This window comes from Novosphingobium meiothermophilum, from assembly GCF_003171715.1.
GTDB classification, from domain to species: Bacteria; Pseudomonadota; Alphaproteobacteria; order Sphingomonadales; family Sphingomonadaceae; genus Novosphingobium; species Novosphingobium meiothermophilum.
In genome coordinates, this window is record NZ_QGHL01000007.1 from 454,843 (window position 1) to 474,234 (window position 19,392).

18 protein-coding genes are annotated in these 19,392 nt (G+C 63.0%); 11 read left to right on the forward strand and 7 right to left on the reverse strand.

What is annotated here, in order from left to right; genetic code table 11:
* Window positions 1-44: 44 nt before the first annotated feature.
* Window positions 45-2,480 carry an efflux RND transporter permease subunit gene (locus tag DKM43_RS06285; RefSeq protein WP_109797588.1) on the reverse strand — a complete coding sequence of 812 codons (2,436 nt, stop codon included), beginning with the start codon at window positions 2,478-2,480 and terminating at the stop codon, window positions 45-47.
* A 33-nt stretch (window positions 2,481-2,513) separates the two neighbouring features.
* Window positions 2,514-3,293 carry a hypothetical protein gene (locus DKM43_RS06290; RefSeq protein WP_109797589.1) on the reverse strand — a complete coding sequence of 260 codons (780 nt, stop codon included), beginning with the start codon at window positions 3,291-3,293 and terminating at the stop codon, window positions 2,514-2,516.
* Between DKM43_RS06290 and DKM43_RS16345 the strand changes: the two genes are divergently transcribed.
* The 7 genes from DKM43_RS16345 (at window position 3,262) to DKM43_RS06320 (ending at window position 9,780) form a co-directional block, all read left to right on the forward strand.
* Window positions 3,262-3,576 (forward strand): hypothetical protein, encoded by a 315-nt coding sequence (locus tag DKM43_RS16345; RefSeq protein ID WP_145960478.1) that lies wholly within the window; start codon window positions 3,262-3,264, stop codon window positions 3,574-3,576. The two genes, DKM43_RS06290 and DKM43_RS16345, sit on opposite strands and share 32 nt — an antisense overlap.
* Window positions 3,577-3,758: 182 nt before the next feature.
* Complete coding sequence (locus tag DKM43_RS06295; protein ID WP_145960479.1) at window positions 3,759-4,643, forward strand: hypothetical protein; 885 nt, start codon at window positions 3,759-3,761, stop codon at window positions 4,641-4,643.
* Window positions 4,640-5,779, forward strand: a complete 1,140-nt coding sequence (locus DKM43_RS06300; RefSeq protein WP_109797591.1) for a nuclear transport factor 2-like protein — start codon at window positions 4,640-4,642, stop codon at window positions 5,777-5,779. The genes DKM43_RS06295 and DKM43_RS06300 overlap by 4 nt, the downstream gene beginning before the upstream one ends.
* A gap of 198 nt (window positions 5,780-5,977) precedes the next feature.
* Entirely contained in the window at window positions 5,978-7,138 is a 1,161-nt protein-coding gene (gene pdhA, locus DKM43_RS06305) for a pyruvate dehydrogenase (acetyl-transferring) E1 component subunit alpha (RefSeq protein WP_109797592.1), read from the forward strand.
* Between the two features lies 1 nt (window position 7,139).
* Complete coding sequence (locus DKM43_RS06310; RefSeq protein WP_109797593.1) at window positions 7,140-8,525, forward strand: pyruvate dehydrogenase complex E1 component subunit beta; 1,386 nt, start codon at window positions 7,140-7,142, stop codon at window positions 8,523-8,525.
* Between the two features lie 116 nt (window positions 8,526-8,641).
* A complete protein-coding gene (locus tag DKM43_RS06315) occupies window positions 8,642-9,217 on the forward strand; it encodes a hypothetical protein (protein WP_109797594.1) in 576 nt (191 codons plus the stop codon).
* Between the two features lie 86 nt (window positions 9,218-9,303).
* The gene (locus tag DKM43_RS06320; protein WP_109797595.1) at window positions 9,304-9,780 is read left to right on the forward strand and encodes an EF-hand domain-containing protein; all 477 of its coding nucleotides are present in this window, start codon (window positions 9,304-9,306) and stop codon (window positions 9,778-9,780) included.
* 3 nt (window positions 9,781-9,783) lie between these two features.
* On the opposite strand, the gene trmFO is transcribed toward DKM43_RS06320, so the two are convergent.
* Window positions 9,784-11,151, reverse strand: a complete 1,368-nt coding sequence (gene trmFO / locus DKM43_RS06325) for a methylenetetrahydrofolate--tRNA-(uracil(54)-C(5))-methyltransferase (FADH(2)-oxidizing) TrmFO (protein WP_109797596.1) — start codon at window positions 11,149-11,151, stop codon at window positions 9,784-9,786.
* 86 nt (window positions 11,152-11,237) lie between these two features.
* Here trmFO and DKM43_RS06330 point away from each other — a divergent pair, with 86 nt between their 5' ends.
* Window positions 11,238-11,876, forward strand: coding sequence for a lysoplasmalogenase (locus DKM43_RS06330; RefSeq protein ID WP_236632417.1), 639 nt, complete (start codon window positions 11,238-11,240; stop codon window positions 11,874-11,876).
* A 15-nt stretch (window positions 11,877-11,891) separates the two neighbouring features.
* Here DKM43_RS06330 and DKM43_RS06335 read toward each other — a convergent pair whose 3' ends face one another.
* Both DKM43_RS06335 and gyrA read right to left on the reverse strand, forming a co-directional pair.
* On the reverse strand, window positions 11,892-12,245 hold the full coding sequence (locus DKM43_RS06335; protein WP_109798043.1) for a DUF952 domain-containing protein: 354 nt from the start codon (window positions 12,243-12,245) through the stop codon (window positions 11,892-11,894).
* An 11-nt stretch (window positions 12,246-12,256) separates the two neighbouring features.
* Window positions 12,257-14,995 carry a DNA gyrase subunit A gene (gyrA, locus tag DKM43_RS06340; protein WP_109797598.1) on the reverse strand — a complete coding sequence of 913 codons (2,739 nt, stop codon included), beginning with the start codon at window positions 14,993-14,995 and terminating at the stop codon, window positions 12,257-12,259.
* Between the two features lie 325 nt (window positions 14,996-15,320).
* On the opposite strand from gyrA, the gene DKM43_RS06345 reads away from it, so the two are divergent.
* The gene (locus DKM43_RS06345; RefSeq protein WP_109797599.1) at window positions 15,321-16,652 is read left to right on the forward strand and encodes a tetratricopeptide repeat protein; all 1,332 of its coding nucleotides are present in this window, start codon (window positions 15,321-15,323) and stop codon (window positions 16,650-16,652) included.
* A gap of 117 nt (window positions 16,653-16,769) precedes the next feature.
* Here the strand turns inward: DKM43_RS06345 and DKM43_RS06350 are convergent, their stop codons facing one another.
* Window positions 16,770-17,420 carry a carbonic anhydrase gene (locus DKM43_RS06350; protein WP_236632418.1) on the reverse strand — a complete coding sequence of 217 codons (651 nt, stop codon included), beginning with the start codon at window positions 17,418-17,420 and terminating at the stop codon, window positions 16,770-16,772.
* A gap of 55 nt (window positions 17,421-17,475) precedes the next feature.
* Between DKM43_RS06350 and lipA the strand changes: the two genes are divergently transcribed.
* Complete coding sequence (gene lipA, locus DKM43_RS06355) at window positions 17,476-18,420, forward strand: lipoyl synthase (protein WP_330857626.1); 945 nt, start codon at window positions 17,476-17,478, stop codon at window positions 18,418-18,420.
* 2 nt (window positions 18,421-18,422) lie between these two features.
* On the forward strand, window positions 18,423-18,902 hold the full coding sequence (locus DKM43_RS06360) for a type II toxin-antitoxin system RatA family toxin (protein WP_109797602.1): 480 nt from the start codon (window positions 18,423-18,425) through the stop codon (window positions 18,900-18,902).
* Here the strand turns inward: DKM43_RS06360 and DKM43_RS06365 are convergent.
* Window positions 18,860-19,363, reverse strand: a complete 504-nt coding sequence (locus DKM43_RS06365; protein ID WP_109798044.1) for a CinA family protein — start codon at window positions 19,361-19,363, stop codon at window positions 18,860-18,862. The two genes, DKM43_RS06360 and DKM43_RS06365, sit on opposite strands and share 43 nt — an antisense overlap.
* Window positions 19,364-19,392 lie beyond the last annotated feature (29 nt).

The following is a 19,392-nucleotide window of genomic DNA, read 5'->3' on the forward strand; positions in this document are numbered from 1 at the left end:
AGGCCTGCTCTGGCTCCGAGCCAGCAAGATATCTTCCGGCGCCGTCATGCTTGCTTCTCCATCATTGCCTTGCGGCCAAGCTGTCTGTCGGCAAACAGGGCGAGCATGGCCGGCGTTGCCGTCAGGTCGAACAGAACAGCCGCCAGGATCGACGCGGCAATCATCCAGGATTGCTGCGCGGTCAGGGCAAACTGGCTGAAGCCCAGCAGCGCAAAGCCGCTGGCGAGCACCACGCTTGTCACGACGATTGGCGTGCTCACCTGCGCCATGGTCAACGCCGTGGCGGTTGCCGCATCCAGTCCTTGCCGCACAAGGCGGTCGAACTTCATGAAAATGTGGGTCGTATCATCCACCACGATGCCCAGCGCCACGCTCAGCACGGTTGTGGCGGCGAGGTTCAGTTCACCCGAAATCCAGCCCCAGGCGCCGAACACAAGCGCGACCGGCAGAACATTCGGGGCAAGGCTGAGCAGTGCCTGTCGGCCGCTGCGAAAGGCAAAAGCCATGCAAATGGTAATGCTGATGATCGTCAGCACCGTTCCCTGCGCCGTATTGGCGATGTTGTCCTCGCCAAGCCGGGCAAAGACCACGGCCGCGCCGCCCGCAAGGGTCGGCCGGTCGGGAATGGTTCGCGCTGCGGCAGCCCTGACTTCATCGACAACGCGCAGAAGATCGCCGTTGCTGGAAACGCCTGCATCGACAGTGCGCAGCAGATAGGACCGCTTGCCCGCTTCGAATGGCGAGGCAACACCTGCGTCCTCAAGCATGGCAACCGAAGGCACTGCAACGTCGATTGCCTCTGCGGCCTGCGCTGTGCTTATGACCAGGCTGGACCTGTCCGATGTGGCGCCATCTGCTGCTTGTTCAAAGGCGCTGCGCAACTGCGAGGGCGTAAGCGCGGCGCGAACGCCGGTCATCCGCGCCAAGTCCCGGTCGAACGTCTGTTGTCGCTCGATAAGCTCGGACGCCACCGGCCATCCACTGGCAGCCTCGCGATCGGCGTTGTCAGCCTCGGTGGCGATACTGAACGACTGGACGGCGGTGTAATCACGGTTCAGCAGATCGAGGCCCTTCCTGAACTCGGCCCTTGGCGAAAACCATCCGGCCATCGAATCGTGCAGGAAGCTGTTGGCGATACCCGGAAGAAGCAGCGCTGAGATGGCCAGCGTTGCCAGCAATACGCGGGGTGGATGGCGGCTGCACAGCGCGCCCAGCCGGTCGAGCGCACGGATGCTGGAATGGCCAAGCCCCTTGCCGCTTTGTCCGGTGCCCAGAACGAGTGCTGGCACGACTGTCAGGGTAAGGAAAACGGCGAAGAATGCGCCGAAGATCATGACAAGGCCCATCGTCCGCACGGCCGGAGAACTGTTGTAAAGCAGGACGGCCTCACCGATGGCGGTTGTCGCGCTGGTGGTGCAGATGGCCCAGAAGTTGTGATCGAGCGTGTGTTCGAGCGCCTCGATGCGGGTGGCGCCTTCGCCAAGCCGCAAGGAGAAGCCGCTGATCACGTGCAGCGCTTCGGCGACAGACAGCGTGGCCACCAGCAGAAGTCCCGAAAAGACCAGAATGGTTACTGGCGCACCTGTCCAGCAGAGCGTTCCGAGCGCTGCAATGCACGCCGCAATGCTGATGCCCAGCACGATGGCAGCCTGCGCCATGCTGCGAAACAGCGCGAAGAGAAGGACGAAGAACAGCACAAGCCCGACCGGAGCAAGCCGCATTGCGTCTTCCGAAAGGATCTCCGCCAGCGCGCTGTCGAACAGCGCCGGTCCCACAAGCGTAACCTGATCGCCGCCACGCAAGCCCTGAACATCGACCCGTGCATTCGCCACGGCATCCTTTAGGGCCGCGAGGCGCGCCTGCCGCTCGCTGCCATCCTTTCCCATATTGACTGCCAGCAGGACCAGAGCGCTGCTGCCGTCGCGTGCCACGAGGCGTCCACCCAGCGAAGGCAGAGCTGCCGCATCGCCGCGCATCCGCGCGAAACCGGCATCTTCCAGCAATCCGTCGGGATGAATGAAGGGCACGATGCGGTAGCGGTCGCGATCTGATGCCGCCGTGCCGGAGTCACTCAGCCTTACCAGCTTGCGAGCGGTCAGCAGGGACTTCTGCTGGTCCACATGCGGCATTCGTGAAGCAAGATCAGCCAGCTTGGCAAGTTGCAGAAGGCTGGTGGATTCGAAGACCTGGCCCGATTCCGGCCGGTAGATGATTGCAAGCGATTCCCGGCCGCCTGCAGTGATCGATGCAAGCTGATCGGACAGGCTCAGCTCGGCGTTGCCGGCATCAACGAACCTGCGATAGTCGTGCTGTATCTCCAGCGAACGCAGTCCCATCCCGGCAATGACGCAGACCAGCAGCGCAACGCCCAGCATCGCCCACCGCATCCGGACGATGAAGCGGGCAATCCGCTGCGACAGCAAGAAGGGGCCTGCCTGATCGCCGGACGCATTTGGCGGCGTTGAAGATGCGATGTTCACGCGCGATGGGCCGTCAGCGCCTCCGGTGATCGGTCAGGCAATTTCCGGCACCCCATCGGGCATGATGCAGGATTTTACCGAGGGCGATTCCTGTTTGTTCGTGGCTTCGTTGCGAATGGTCACGGTCGATTCCGAACAGGGCACTTCAACCTTCACCGAAGCGCTCTTGTAGGTCTGGCCGCTGATCGTCTGTTCTTCGGCGGGCGGTGTTGCTTCGGTCCAACCGGCCGCACGCGCCCAGCCAGAGGCGACATAACCCTGCTCAGGGTCCTGCCTTGCAACAAGCAGCCAGTTGCCATTGTCTGCCGACCCCATGACGAATGCGGGCGTCTTGGGCTGGAGGCTGGACAAGGGCTTGCGCGCGGCTGCGGTCGATGGGTTCAGCGGCATGGCCGCAGCGGGTTGCCGAAAACCGCCAATTGCCCGCAAGGTGCCTGCGGGCGGCGATACAGTTTCAAGCATGGCAAGCTGCACTTCGCGCGGCTCATAGACTGGCTCGCCCTTGGGTTCGGCCAGCGCACAGCCATTCTTGAGCGCAATCGATACGGGACGCTGCGTCAGTGCGGCCTTGTAGCTGGCTTCCGCAACCTTGCGCTCGTCCGATTTCTCGATCAGTTTTCCAAGGGCAAATCCTGCCGCGCCACCGATGGCGCCATACTTGGCAATGCAGCCCGCGCTGGCTCCGCCCCTTTCGTTCTTGCACAGTTGCGAGCCGATGACCCCGCCCAGAATTGCGCCGCCGATTGCGCCGAAAAGGCCCGCGTTCTTCTTCTTCTTTGGCTTGGCTTCATCGGCGATCTTCTTTTCCTGCAACTTTTGCAGACAAGGTGATGTTTCTGCCGAAGCTGCAACTTCTGCGGAGGAAGGGTTCTGTGCTGCGGAGCCAGAGGCACTTGCACTGCCGGCCGACAAGCTGCGCACTGCGGATTGCGCCGCCGCCGAAGGGATGACCAAGGCTGCATTGCTGTTCTCGACGATTCGGCCGTCAATATTTGCCGAAACGACCGCAGCGCAAACGAAGCTGCTGATTGCTATGGAAATATTCTTTCCCATGACGCTTTTTTGCCCCCGAAGCGCGAAACTGATCCGAATATGAGTGAATGATATTGGTGAGTCCACGGCCAAGATAAGCTTTTTTGTCATGGATCACCGTCAGAAGTGCTTGACGAAGGTTTTAAACTTGCGATCTTCAAGAAGTTCATTTGATCCGTTTTGGGGGTGTCGCCGATGCGCAGCCGGTTCTCTTGCGATCCTCGCAGAAATTACACTTTCTTTACAATGGGAGGTATTGCCAGCATTGCTGCGCTTATGGCCATGCCGGGTGCAATTTCGGCGCAGAAAGCCTTGCCGGGAAAACTGATCGGCCGTTCCGGAGCGGATCTGGCAGCCTATGCCGAAGCTCCGGTCTGCGCCGAGAGGGTGGTCGTGACGATCGTGGGGCAGAAACCGGATCTGTTCAAAGGCGGCATTTCACCCGCGGCCCGTTTCTTCGGCGCCGTCCGCGCAGGCCACAGCCTTTCCTGTCCCAAGATGCAGCGGATGGTGGCCAAGGGGATAAACAACGACAAGGTGATCTTTTCCGGCATGGCAGATCGCAGCAACAACTGGGAAGCGGTGATCCTTGGCGCCACAGTGCTGGACGTGAGCGCCGAGAACGCTCTTGCCGCCCAGAAGGGGCCAAGCGAACGTTCGGTCTTCCTCAAATCACCCAATCTGGTTGACGCGCATACCGTTGTGGCAACAGCCAAATCCGTGCGCTACCTTTGCCATGATCCTTCGCCCAAGGGATGCGGCATCGTCTCCGAGTTTGCCGAGAGCGCTGGCGGTGTCGTGACCGTCACGAACCGATATCCGCTAAGCGCCGCCGGAACGGTGGCGGTGGTTTCGACCACGGCGCAGTATCGCGACGGATTGCTTTGCGCCGATGCCCAATCCTCGAACGTGAAGATCGAAGACGCGCGCATGAGCCCGGAGGCGCGCAACGACTACATGGAGCAGGTGCGCGACCGCATGCGTTCAAGCGGGGATGTCTGCACGGGCTTTTCCGGCAATGTCCGCACCGGGTTGACAGTGAATGCCTTCAGCACGGTCGGCCGCAAGCTTGGTGAGCCTACTGCCGCGCGCTTCCAGCCAAATCTGCCCAATCTGGCATTCGCCCAATGATGTCTGGCGAAGAAGGCGCCTTGCGTTCGGCGACTGGCCGGACTGTCGCCGCGGTGGCGGCACTGGCGGCTGCTTTCGGGGGAGACGCATCCGCGCTCGCACGTGCTGGAAACCCGGAGCGGGAGATTGCCGAATCGCGTTCGGGCGCTCTTGCCGGACTTTCGGTGGTCGAGGCACGGCGCTGTCCTGCCTTTGGCGAAACAGGCTACGTCGAAGGAATTGGCGACAGCACACAGTTGCGCAATGCCCGGCTTGGCGAAATTGATTTCGTCCGATCCGGCCTTTCCTCGCTCGGACAGATTGCCGGGGACGGCCGCCTTTCCGCTGCGGGGCGACAGCAACTGATGGCACTTGGCAGCTGGAACGTGGTCTCCTCGCTCACCAACTGGACCATGCTGTCTATTGCCGAGCAGGCTCTGGTCGATCCGCAAGTCGTGCCTGGCGGACCGTTTCCGCTCTCCCTGATCGACAGCGCGTCAGCCGAAATGTCTCGCCTCGATCTGCGATACCTTGCGCCGGAAGCAGGTGCGGCGGTCCAGCGCTTGCGAACCGCTCTGGGCCGCTGCGCGGCGACAAGTTATCAATCTCTTCTCGCCCGCAACGAAAGCAGCTTCGCCTCAGAGGTCGAGCGCGCGCGCAGCACGGAGGAGCTGAACGCACTGGCCGCGCGCTATCAGCTTTCCAGAGCATCGACGGAACCGGCCGCAAAGGCATTTCTCGATCGGATCGAAGCGCGAAGAGCAAAGCTGGCCGCGCTGGTGCGCGCGCCGCGTGCTCCCGCCGGAACGCGGCCTGCCGCTGTTGGTGCTGCTGCCTTCACACCGGTGCAAATGGAAACGGCCCGCCGTTTCGCGCGCGCAGCCTCAAGCGGCAACGAACAGGGGGCGCTCAAGGAACTGGCGGAGGATGTGGTGATGTCCACCCCAAGCGGCACCTATCGGGGCAGGAGCGAGGTGGCCGCCGCTGTGCGCGAGCAGAACAAGAGCGGCAAGTCCGGCTCGATGGGTGAGCCGTTCGGCGATGCGCGCGGTATCGGCATGCGCGGACGCGTCGGCAGCTTTGGCGTCACCAGCAGGCTGGGTTTCAACGCCGAGAACAAGATCAATCGCATCAACGTGAGCCTCGGCTCGAACTGAAGCCGACATCGGCATCCGGTGAAGGAGAGCACTCACGCACTGGGCCATGTAACCAATCTGGTTTCCATAAATCGAATAGGTATCCATTCGCGTTTCAGTTGTCGCAAGAGCGTTGCGAACTGCGGGCGGTAGGGTATAGGCAAGCCGTGCGTTCTGGAAATTGCAGAACGTGAGGCTGCCAGAAAAGGAAACCCAGACTTGGCAAAGTCCGCCAGGCCCAGCGCCCCCAAATCCGCCGCCAAGACACCCCGCAGACCCGCCGCGCGCAGCGCTTCTTCCGCTGCGGCAAGCGCAGCGCAAGCCGAACCGGTTATTGCATCGTCCGTTGCCGAAGAGGCCGCTTTTGCGCTGCGCAGCCTGCAGCAGGCCCATGCCAACAACAAGCGCTACGATGCCAGCGACGAGGAACTGCTCAAGTTCTACGAGCAGATGGTTCTGATTCGCCGGTTCGAGGAAAAGGCGGGCCAGCTTTACGGACTAGGCCTGATCGGCGGTTTCTGCCACCTCTACATTGGTCAGGAAGCGGTCGCCGTCGGGCTGCAATCAGCCCTCAAGGAAGGGCATGACAGCGTCATCACCGGCTATCGCGATCATGGACACATGCTGGCCTACGGCATCGACCCCAAGGTCATCATGGCCGAACTGACCGGGCGCGGCGCGGGCATCTCGCGGGGCAAGGGCGGCTCGATGCACATGTTCAGCACCGAGCACAAGTTCTACGGCGGTCACGGGATCGTGGGCGCGCAGGTGCCATTGGGGGCCGGACTTGCCTTTGCGCACAAGTATCGCGGCGACGGCGGCGTCTGCATGGCCTATTTCGGTGATGGCGCGGCCAATCAGGGGCAGGTTTACGAGACCTTCAACATGGCGGCGCTGTGGAAGCTTCCGATCATCTTCGTGGTCGAGAACAACGGTTATGCCATGGGCACGGCGGTGCGTCGCGGCTCTGCGGAAACCCACTTCTATCGCCGTGGCACCGCGTTCCGCATTCCCGGCATGGACGTGAATGGCATGGACGTGCTGGAAGTGCGCCAGGCGGCCGAAGTTGCGCTTGAATATGTGCGTGCAGGCAACGGTCCAGTGCTCATGGAACTCAAGACCTATCGCTATCGCGGCCACTCGATGTCAGATCCCGCCAAGTATCGCAGCCGTGAGGAAGTGCAGGAAATGCGCGACAATCACGACCCGATCGAAGGCGCCAAGGCCGAATTGCTGAAGCGCGGCGTGGCAGAGGAGAAGATCAAGGAAATCGACAAGCGCATTCGCCAGATTGTCGCGGAATCGGCAGACTTTGCCGAAACCTCACCTGAGCCGGACTTGGCCGAACTCTACACCGACGTTCTGGTGGAGACCTACTGAAATGGCGATCGAACTGAAGATGCCCGCGCTTTCCCCGACCATGGAGGAAGGCACACTCGCAAAGTGGCTGGTTAAGGCTGGCGATGAAGTGAAGTCTGGCGACATTCTTGCCGAAATCGAAACCGACAAGGCGACGATGGAGTTCGAGGCCGTCGATGAAGGGGTGATTGCCGAACTGCTTGTTGCCGAAGGCACGGAAGGCGTGAAGGTCGGCACCGTGATTGCCACGATCAAGGGCGAAGACGATGACGCTGCTACGGCGTCGGCAGCCGTCGCGCCGCTGTCTGCCCCCGTTGCCGAAAATGCACCTGCGGGCCTTGATGCCAAGGCCAAGGCAGCTGCGGCCATTGCGCCGCGCAGCGATGCAAAGCCCGCAGCCGATCCGGAAATCCCGGCAGGCACGGCGATGGTGCCAACCACCGTGCGCGAGGCACTGCGCGATGCCATGGCCGAGGAAATGCGTGCCGACAGCCGTGTCTTCGTGATGGGCGAGGAAGTGGCGGAATATCAGGGCGCCTACAAGGTCACGCAGGGGCTGCTTGACGAGTTCGGACCGCAGCGGGTGATCGACACGCCCATTACCGAATATGGTTTTGCCGGGATTGGCGCGGGCGCGGCCATGGGCGGTCTGCGTCCGGTGATAGAGTTCATGACCTTCAACTTCGCCATGCAGGCGATTGATCATATCATCAACTCCGCCGCCAAGACCAACTACATGTCGGGCGGACAGATGCGCTGCCCGATCGTGTTCCGGGGCCCCAACGGCGCGGCAGCCCGCGTCGGCGCCCAGCACTCGCAGAACTACGGCCCATGGTATGCCAGCGTGCCCGGCCTCGTGGTGATCGCGCCCTATGACAGCGCCGATGCCAAGGGCCTGCTGCGCGCCGCGATCCGCAGCGAAGACCCGGTTGTCTTCCTTGAGAACGAACTGGTCTATGGCCGCACTTTCGATGTGCCGCAGATCGATGATTTCGTGCTGCCTATCGGCAAGGCACGCATCGTCCGTCCGGGCAAGGACGTGACCATCGTCTCCTACTCGATCGGCGTCGGCTTCGCGCTTGAAGCGGCGGAAGCGCTCGCGGCCGAGGGCATCGATGCCGAAGTGATCGACCTGCGGACGCTGCGCCCGCTCGACAAGGAAACCGTTCTCGCCTCGCTGGCAAAGACCAACCGCATGGTTGTGGCCGAAGAGGGCTTCCCGGTCTGTTCGATCGCATCGGAAATCATCGCCATTGCGATGGAAGAAGGCTTCGATCACCTCGATGCTCCGGTGCTGCGGGTTTGCGACGAGGACGTGCCGCTGCCCTATGCAGCCAATCTCGAAAAGGCGGCGCTGATCGATGCCGCGAAAATCGCCGCCGCCGTGCGCAAGGTGTGCTATCGCTAAGGACCGGGTGGTCGGCTTGACCGTGATGCAGGGGTGCCGCGCCGCTGGCACCCCTTTTTTGCATGTGGCGCTGACCGGCCCTGTTTCCGCGCTTATGGAAGGATAGCGCACTGCGCATGTCATCGCCGCCGAACGATCTTGATCCCCAACATCGCATTGCGCTTGCCTATGCCCCGAAGTCCGCACGGGCAGCATGGCTTGCGCTCCTCGCGTTCGAGCAGCGCATGGCCGATACCGCGCGCCCCGGCAGGGAGCCGATCATGATCCAGTTGCGGCTTGCCTGGTGGCGCGACCGGCTCGCCGAGGACGGGACCAACTGGCCGGTGAGCGAACCATTGCTGGCGCAGCTTGTATCGTGGCAGGGGCGGCATGGCGCGCTAGGCGCTCTGATCGATGGCTGGGAAGCAATGATCGTCGGCGAGGATGGCGGCACGCAGCTTTGCGAGGCACGGGTGAAAGCGCACCTCGCCCTTGCCGACCTGCTGGGCGTGACCGCGCTGGAGCCGGTTGAGCGGATGGCGCGCGATCTGGCGACGGGTAAGGGGGATGTCAGCCCCGGTCCGCCCGTTGCCCGCCCCATGCGGCCTTTGGCGGTGCTGCGCGTCCTTGCCCGGCGCGAGAGAAGGGATCGCAGATCCAGCCCCTTTGCCGACCTTTTGCGGGTCATGCGCGCCGGATTGCTGGGCTTCTGACAATCCTGCCAAAGCGGAACCGTCTGTCTCTGCCGCCTTTGTGCGCGAACCTTTAGGCTGCCCGCGTTCTTGCGGGAGGGGTTGCGATGCTTCGAGGTCTGCTTGGCGCGCTGGCTGCGCTCCTGCTTGCAGCAGCGGGCGTGTTCTGGTGGCAGGGGCGTGCCGCCAGCAGTCTTGATTCAGCAGTTCCGGCGCCGCCTGCGGCTTCAGCAGACGAACTGGAACCGGAAGACCTGCCAAGCGCCGATGTGGAAGGGCTGATGGGCGCCGCGCCGCCGGAGGCTACCGCCATCGGCAGGGAAACGCGGCGCTTCAACCTGCTCGACAAGGATCGGGACAATCGCATCAGCCGCACCGAAATGCTCAGCACCCGCGCCAAGGCGTTTCGCAAGCTCGACAAGGACGGCAACAACCTCCTCACTTTCGAGGAATGGGCACACGCCACGGTCGACAAGTTCGCTGCCGCCGATGCCAATGGCGACCTGTTCCTGACGCGCGAGGAGTTTGCCACCACGCGGCCGAAGGACAAGCCGAAGATCAAACAGAAATGCGTCTGCAAATAGGCTTCAGACGAGGGCGCCTGTCCATTTGGAGAGATCGCGTTTGGCGCGTTCGGTATAGGCTTCCTTGCGCACCTTTTTCTTCACATCTGCCAGTGGCGGGAACAGCCCGAAATTGACGTTCATCGGCTGGAAGCTTTCAGCCTCTGCATCGCCGGTGATATGGGCAAGCAGCGCGCCCAGCGCTGTTGTGCGCGGTGGTGCCTGCCATTCACGCCCGGCCAGTTCGGTCGCCGCCATAAGGCCCGCCAGCAGACCGACCGCACCGCTTTCGACATAGCCTTCGCAGCCGGTGATCTGGCCGGCAAAGCGGATATGCGGGGCACGCTTCAGGCGAAGCTGCCGGTCCAGCAGTGTGGGGGAATTGATGAAAGTATTGCGGTGCAGGCCACCAAGCCTTGCGAACTCGGCCCGCTCCAGGCCCGGAATGGTGCGGAAAACGCGGACCTGCTCGGCGTGCTTGAGCTTGGTCTGGAAGCCGACCATGTTCCACAGCGTGCCCAGCTTGTTGTCCTGCCGGAGCTGGACGACGGCATAGGGCCAGCGGCCATTGGGGTGTTCCGGTGTTGCCCAGTGCGGGTTGTCCAGCCCGACCGGCTTCATCGGGCCGAAGCGCAGCGTTTCCTCGCCGCGGGCGGCCATGACCTCGATCGGCATGCAGCCGTCGAAATAGGGGGTGTTTGCCTCCCATTCCTTGAACTCGGTCTTCTCGCCTGCCAGCAGTTCCTCACGAAACGCCAGATACTGCTCGCGGGTCATCGGGCAGTTGATGTAGTCGCGTCCATCGCCTCCCATGGCAAGCGAGGCTTCCGCGCCCTTGTCCCAGCGCGAGGCCATCCAGGCCACATCCATGTCGATACTGTCGCGATAGACGATGGGAGCAATGGCATCGAAAAAGGCAAGGCTTTCCGCACCGGTGGCGGCACCGATGCTGTGCGCGAGGGAGGGCGCGGTGAGCGGACCAGTGGCGATGATCGTCAGTCCGTCCGTTGGCAGCACATCAACCCGCTCACGCACGATTTCCAGCGTCGGCTGAGTGCGCAGGGCCGCCTCGACCTCGGCTGAAAACACGTCGCGATCCACGGCCAGCGCAGAGCCTGCCGGAACCCGCGCCTTTGCTGCTGCTGTCATCAGCAGGCTGTCGCACTGGCGCATTTCATGATGCAGCAGCCCCACTGCGTTCTTCTCGTCGTCGTCCGAGCGGAACGAATTGGAGCAGACCAGTTCGGCAAGACCAGCGCCGTTATGGGCCGGTGTGGTATCACCGCCTCCGCGCATTTCCGAAAGGCGCACGCGGATGCCGCGCCGGGCAAGTTGCCAGGCGGCTTCGGAACCGGCCATGCCGCCACCGATGATGTGAACCTGATACGTCATGGGTTGCGCCTTGGCATTGCATGGCGGCTGCGGCAATAGCGTTGCGAGGACTGGCGAAGGGGGAAAGTGTGGCAGGTGGTGCCCTGATGGAAAAGCGGCCCTGGCTGGCGGCCAGTCTTGTTGCCGGAACAAGCTACTGGCTGGCGGCCAAGGGGCAGGTTCCGGGGCTGTGGCTGATTGCCTGGAAGGGGCTGGGGGTGGCCTTGCTTGCCGCTTATGCCTGGGCACATCACCCTTCGCGCAATGCGCATCAACTGGCGCTGGTCATGGCGCTGGGGGCCATTGGCGATATGGTTCTTGAAGTCCATTTTGCCGGCGGCGCGGTGGCCTTCCTGCTGGGGCATCTGGCAGCTATTGCGCTTTACCGGCGTTTCCGGCGCGAACGGCCTGCGCCCAGCCAGAAGGCGGCGGCCATCGCCACCTTGCTGGGGGTGCCGCTTATTTCGTGGCAGCTTACCGGCCGGGCAGACGTGGCATTCTATGCTTTTGGCCTTTCCGGCATGGCCGCAGCGGCATGGCTCAGCAGCTTTCCCCGTTACCGGGTGGGGCTGGGTGCCATGATGTTCGTGGCATCCGATCTGCTGATCTTCGCACGCATGGGGCCGCTGGCAGGGACTGCTGCAGCGCAAATGCTGATCTGGCCGCTCTATTATTTCGGCCAGTTCCTGATCTGCACCGGGGTCATTGCCACCTTGCGGGCGCGCGGCGAGTTTGCGCAGGAATGACGGACCGGGTTCAAGTCAGTCTGCGACAGGAAGAATGACCTGTCCCGCAGTGTCCCGCTGCAACGGGCCACTGGCAATGGCCGCGCTCCACGGCAGGTCGGCGTAGATGTGCGGGAACAGCGCGCCACCGCGCGACGGTTCCCACCGCACCGCTTCGCCAAGCTGCGCCAGATCGACGGCAACGACGTGAAGACCGTCCTGCCCGGCGAAGTGTTTGTCCACTGTTTCGGTCAACTGCTCGGCCGTTGAGAGGTGAATGAAGCCATCCGCCAGATCGACAGGCGCTCCCCGGCACACGCCATCAGCCTTGAACTGCGCCATCTGCCCGGATGTGAGCACCTTGTAGGCGACAGCAGGAGGAGACGACATCATCACTTTGGTCAAACCTGCGTTGCGTCTGACGCTGTCCCGCCGGCTTCGGCTTCCGGGCCGTCCGCGCCATCTTCGGCCTCTGCCAGGCGCACGGCGCTTACCACATGCTCGTCGCCAGAAACGTTGAACAGGCGCACGCCCGCGCTGCCGCGTCCGATCACGCGCAGCGAATCGAGCGGCAGGCGGATGAGCTTGGCCTGATCGGTAACGAGCATGAGCTGATCGGCCTGTGTTGCCGGGAAGCTCGCCACGACCGGGCCATTGCGTTCGATGTTGTCAATATTGGTAATGCCCTGTCCGCCGCGTCCGGTGCGGCGGTATTCATAGGCAGAAGACAGCTTTCCATAGCCGTTGGCGCAGACGGTGAGGATGAACTGCTCGCGTGCCGCCAGTTCGGCCATGCGCTCGGCCGAAAGCACGGGCTCGCCTTCCTTTTCACCCTTCCACGGGGCAAAGCGCAGATAGCCCTCGCGCTCTTCCTGATCCTTCACGCCAACACGGTGCAGGATCGAGAGCGAGATGACCTCGTCATCGCCCTTCAGCGTCATCCCCCGCACGCCGGTGGAGGTGCGGCTGGTGAACTCGCGCACTTCATCGCCCGCAAAGCGGATTGCCTTGCCCGACCGCGTGGCCAGCAGCACGTCATCGCTCGGCTCCAGCAGTGCCACCCCGATCAGCCGGTCATCACTGTCCTCTTCGAACTTCATCGCGAACTTGCCGTTCGAGGGAATGTTGGCGAACGCATCCATCGAGTTGCGGCGCACGTTGCCCTTTGCCGTGGCGAAGACCACCGAGAGCTTGCCCCATTCGGCCTCGTCTTCCGGCAGCGGCAGCACGGTGGCGATGGTTTCGCCCTGATCGAGTGCAGGCAGCATGTTGACGACCGGGCGCCCGCGCGTGGCCGCCCCGCCTTCTGGCAGACGCCATACCTTGAGGCGATAGACCTTGCCCGCCGTCGAGAAGAACAGGACCGGTGTGTGCGTGCTGGCCACGAACATCGTGGCAACGGCATCCTCGTCCTTGGTGGCCATGCCCGAACGACCCTTTCCGCCCCGGTTCTGGGCACGGAAGGTGGAAAGCGGGGTCCGCTTGATATAGCCGTCGAGGGTGATGGTCACGACCATGTCCTCGCGCTCGATCAGGTCTTCGTCCTCGATGCCGTCGGCAGCAGGCGCGATCTCGGAAAGGCGCGGCGTGGCGAAAGCCAGGCGCACTGCAAGCAGTTCCTCGCGCATGACGCCATAGAGCTTGGCCCGGTCGGCAAGGATGGAGAGGTATTCGGCAATGGCCTTGGCCAGCCCCTCCAGTTCATCGCCGATCTCGTCGCGGCCCAGCGCCGTCAGGCGGTGCAGGCGCAGGTCGAGGATGGCGCGGACCTGGATTTCCGAAAGGCGATAGGTGGCCGCATCGGCAACGCCGGCATCCTCGATCGCCTCGACAAGGCGGATATAGGGCGCAATCTCGCCCATCGGCCATTCGCGGGCGAGCAGGGTGTCACGCGCAACCTGCGGATTGGGCGAGCCGCGGATGATCCGCACCACCTCGTCAAGGTTGGTCACGGCAATCACGAGGCCCAGCAGGATATGCGCCCGGTCGCGTGCCTTGTTCAGTTCGAATTTGGTGCGGCGGGTAATCACTTCCTCGCGGAAGCGCACGAAGGCTTCGATGATATCTTTCAGGTTGAGAACTTCGGGCCTGCCGCCGCGAATGGCCAGCATGTTGGCCGGGAAGCTCGATTGCGCGGGCGTGTTGCGCCAGATCTGGTTGAGCACCACTTCGGGCGTGGCATCGCGCTTGAGATCGATGACCACCCGCACGCCTTCGCGGTTGGATTCGTCGCGGATGTCCGAGATGCCCTCGATCCGCTTGTCCTTGGCCGCCTCGGCGATCTTTTCCACCAGGTTCGACTTGCCGACCTGATAGGGAATGCTCGTCAGAACGATGGAACGCCGGTCGCCCCGGCCTTCCTCGATTTGATGGCGGGCGCGCATGATGATCGAGCCGCGCCCTTCATGATAGGCCTTGCGCGCACCGGATGCACCAAGGATGAGGGGGGCGGTGGGGAAATCGGGTCCGGGGATGATCTGGATCAGTTCGTCGATCGTGATCCGGGGATTGTCCATGTAGGCAAGGCAGCCGTCGATCACCTCGCCCAGATTGTGCGGGGGGATGTTCGTGGCCATGCCGACGGCAATCCCGCCCGCGCCGTTGACCAGCAGGTTGGGAAAGCGTGCGGGCAGGACCTGCGGTTCATGCTCGGAGCCGTCATAGTTCGGGCTGAAATCGACGGTATCCTTGTCGATATCGGCAAGCAGCGCATCCGCGACCTTGGCCAGACGGGCTTCGGTATAACGCATCGAGGCCGGTGGATCGGGGTCCATCGAGCCGAAGTTGCCCTGTCCGTCGATCAGCGGCAGACGCATCGACCAGTCCTGCGTCATCCGAGCGAGCGCATCGTAGATCGCGCTGTCGCCATGCGGGTGATACTTGCCCATCGTATCGCCAACGATGCGGGCTGACTTGCGATAGGCCTTGGTCGAGACGAACCCGTTTTCGTGACTGGTCCACAGGATGCGGCGGTGGACGGGCTTCAGGCCATCGCGCACGTCAGGCAGCGCGCGGCTCACGATCACGCTCATCGCGTAATCGAGATAGCTGGTCTTCATCTCGTCGACGATGTCGATCCGCTGGAACTCGCCGTCGGGGGCGGGGGCAGGGGGGTCGATGATCGTGGTGTCGTCGCTCACGGGAACAGCTTTTCGTTATGGGAACAAGGGATGATCTGCGGCCCTAGACCCATCGGCCGCCAATGGCCAGCAACAGACCGCCCAAGACCGGCGTTAAGGCCCGGTTTTCCACATTTGCGAGCCGCTGCGACCAGTTGCATGAATATCGGGGTGAAGCGTCATTCAATCAGCGTTCACGGGAACAAGGATAGCGCACAGACCGTTGCCAAGGGGACATTTCCGCGCCACTAGCGGAAGCCGACAATCTGGCGAGAGGGCCGCAAGGGAACACGCATCCGGGCAGGGTCGCCCGCGTGGGCCACCGGTCGAAGAGGAGACGAGTTCTATGCGTTCGAACTTCAAGCGTATTACCGGAAGCATGATCGGCAAGACCGCGCTGGCCGTGGCGCTGTGCACCGGCGCGCTGACTGTCGGCGCAACCGCGGTCGCGGCCAAGGAAAAGGAACAGAAGGCTGCCAAGGCGACCTACTCGAAGGAGTTCGTGGCGGCGGCCGGTCCTATCCAGAAGTCGATGACCGCCATTGACGAAGTGAAGAAGAAGGGTGGCGATGCCGCCGCGCAGAAGGCCGCCGCGCCCAATGCTGCCGCCGAACTGGCTGCGGCCGAAGCCGCAATCCAGACCCCGCTTGATCGCATGGCGGCCGGCGGCTGGGCGGTAAGCCTCGGCGGGTTGCTGAACGATGTGGGGATGCGCCAGCGCGGCATCCAGTACATGCTCGACAGCGGACAGGTGCCTGCCGCCAACCTGACCGAGTATCAGTTCTACCTCGGCAACTTCGCCTATTCCAACAAGGACTTCCCCACGGCGGTGAGGGCGCTGACGGCGGTCGTTCAGGCAAATTACAACGATGACAGTGCGGCCGAACTGCTGGCTGATGCCTATGCCCAGCAGGGCCAGAACGCAGAGGCACTCGCTGCGCTGAAGATGGCGCTGGATGTGCGCAAGGCAGCAGGCCAGCCCATTCCCGAAGCGTGGTTCAAGCGCGCCAACCTCATCGCCTACAAGAACCGTCTGGGCGAGCAGGCGATCGAATGGTCGACGCTTATGGTCGAGAACGAACCGAATGCGCTGAACTGGCTTGGTGCCGGTCAGCTCGTGCGCGAGTTCGGTCAGTTCACCGCGCAGGAATCGCTCGATCTGGGACGTCTCCTGCTGCGCGCCGGCGGGTTCCAGAACGATCCGAAGTATGTCGAGCGCGAATATGTCGAGTATATCGAGGCTGCTGACCCGCGCCGCTTCCCCGGAGAGGTGGTCAAGGTTGCCGAGGCAGGGATCAAGGCAGGTGTGCTGCGCGCCAACGACGCCTTCGTTGCCGATGCGCTTTCGCAGGCCAAGAGCCGAGTGGCAGCCGACAAGGCATCGCTGCCTGCGCTCGACAAGGAAGCCCGTGCGAGCAAGGATGGCCGCAGCGCCGTCGCCATGGCCGATGCCTATCTGTCCTACGACGAACCAGCCAAGGCCGAGGAAATGTACCGGATGGCGCTGGAAAAGGGCGGCGCGATCGACCGCGATCGTGCGCTGACCCGGCTTGGCATCGCGCTGGTCGATCAGGACAAGTTCGACGAAGCCAAGACCGTGTTTGCCCAGGTTGGCGGAACCCGTGCCAAGCTGGCGCGGCTCTGGTCGGCCTTCGCAACCGTGCAGGGCCGTCCCTGAGCATTCGCCGTCCTGAGCTTTCAGGGCCTTGCGGCAAGACGGAAAGGGCGGCCTGAACAGCCGCCCTTTCTTCGTCTGGTGTGATGGTGTGTGCAGCCGGGCTGATGCCAGCGGCGATCAGGCTACCGGATGAAACTCGCCCGAAGCCTCGTCAAGCAGATTGAGCACGCCGTCGTTGATCGCAAAGAAAGCGCCGCGCAGACGCAGGCTGCCTTCCTTCTCCTTGCGGCTCACGAAAGGAAATGTCCGCAGATTGGCAAGGCTTTGCCGCACGCCCGCCAGTTCCATCGCGAGTTCGGCGGCGCGGCCTTCGGTGCCGTGCTGCGCAACCACCGCCTCGCGCGCTTCGTCCAGAAGCGAAATCCAGTCGGTTATAAACCCACCGTCGCCATGTTTTGCACCTTTCAGGCTGTGGGTCAGCGCTGCCTTGCATCCGCCGCACATGCCGTGCCCCATGACGACGATTTCCTTGACCTCAAGAACCTGCACCGCGAACTCCAGCGCTGCGGACACGCCGTGATGGCCCGGCGCGGTCTCGAAGGGAGGGACCATTGCGGCAACGTTGCGGACGACGAAGATCTCGCCCGGATCGACATCGAAGATCTGCGCGGGATCGACCCGGCTGTCCGAGCAGGCAATGACCATGACTTGAGGCGACTGGCCTTCGCTCAGTTCGCGCCAGCGTTCAAGGTTCGGCTTCCAGCCGGATTCGCGGAAGCGGCGATAGCCGGCGAGCAGGCGCTCAAGCCCTGGTGAGTTCTCGTTCATCGCCTGAGCTAATGGCCGCATCGATTGGGTCTTTCAAGAGCGGAAGGAACGGCCTATCTCGCAAGCCATGACCGAACCTGCCCAGACCATCCGCCCGGAACGCCAGCGCAAGCCTGACTGGATCCGTGTCAAAGCGCCCACCAGCAAGGGTTATGGCGAAACGCGCAACCTGATGCGCGAACTTGGGCTGAACACGGTGTGCGAGGAAGCGGCCTGTCCGAACATCGGCGAATGCTGGACCAAGAAGCACGCCACGGTGATGATTCTGGGCGATGTCTGCACGCGCGCCTGCGCCTTCTGCAATGTGAAGACCGGAATGCCCCGCGCGGTCGATCCGATGGAGCCTTTCAACGTTGCAACGGCGGCGGGGAAAATGGGGCTTGAACACATCGTCATCACGTCGGTTGACCGCGACGATCTGCCCGATGGCGGGGCAGGCCATTTCGTCAAGGTCATCAGGGCCCTGCGCGAAATGACCCCGGCCACCACCATCGAGATCCTGACGCCGGATTTCCGCAACAAGATGGAAGCCGCGGTCGAGGCGATCGTCGATGCGGGGCCTGACGTTTACAACCACAACCTCGAAACCGTGCCCCGGCTCTATCCCACGATCCGCCCCGGTGCGCGCTATTACGCGTCGCTGCGCCTGCTCGAACAGGTCAAGCGGCACGATCCGCGCATCTTCACCAAGTCGGGCATCATGCTTGGCCTTGGCGAGGAACGCCTTGAAGTGCATCAGGTCATGGATGACATGCGATCTGCCCAGATCGATTTCCTGACGATGGGCCAGTATCTCCAACCCACGCCCAAACACGCGAAAGTGATGGAGTTTGTGACGCCCAAGGCTTTCGAGGCTTATGGTGCGATCGCGCGCGCGAAAGGTTTCCTTCAGGTCGCCTCCAGCCCGCTCACCCGGTCAAGCTATCATGCCGGCGACGATTTCCGGCAGATGCGTGCCGCACGCGAGGCGCAGCTTGCCAAGGCTGCACTGAAAGCCTGATCTTGCCCCGCATTTCGGAAACCCGGACCCTGCCCTGGTCGGCTGAGCAGATGTATGATCTGGTCGCCGACGTGCGTCGTTATGCCGAGTTTCTGCCGTGGGTGGTGGCCACGCGCATCAAGTCCGACAGCGAGACCGAAATGGTGGCCGACATGCTGGTAGGCTTCAGCGCCCTGCGCGAACGCTTCACCTCGCGCGTGCACAAGCGGCGTCCGGACGAAAGCGGGACGGGTGAAATCAGGGTCGAATACATCGACGGGCCGCTCAAGCGGCTTGAGAATGACTGGACCTTCACCGCCAGAGCCGACGGTGGCTGCACCATCGGCTTCAGCGTGGATTTCACGTTCCGCAATGCGATTTTCGAAAAGCTGGCGGGGCAATATCTCGATGCCGCATTCCGCAAGATGGTCGCCGCGTTCGAGAAGCGCGCCGAACAGCTTTACGGCAGCAGCAGCGCCAGCGCGGTCATCGCTGCTTCATAACGCACTTCGGCGCGCGTCTGCGCCTCGTCGAATACCTTGAGTTCGGCGTTCGTCGCTTCGGGATCCTCGCCGCGCTTCGCGCAGGCGAAGACCACGGTTCCCACGGGCTTGTTCTCGGAACCGCCATCTGGCCCCGCAACTCCCGTAATCGCCACGGCAACGTCGGCCTTGGACCGGTGCAGCGCGCCTTGGGCCATCGACCATGCTACCGCGATGGACACTGCACCGAAGGTATCGATCAGATCCTCCGACACGCCGAGCATTTCGGTCTTCGCCTCGTTCGAGTAGGTCACGAAGCCGCGGTCGAGGACGGCCGAGCTGCCGGGCACTTCGGTGAGGGCGGCGGCCACCAGACCGCCGGTGCAGCTTTCCGCCACGGCAACCGTGCGGCCGATGGCCGAGTTCTCGGCAATCACCCGGCGGGCAAGGTCGCACAGCGGGGCGGGAAGAAGGCAATGCATGGTCATGGGATCAGGCCAGAACCGTGCTG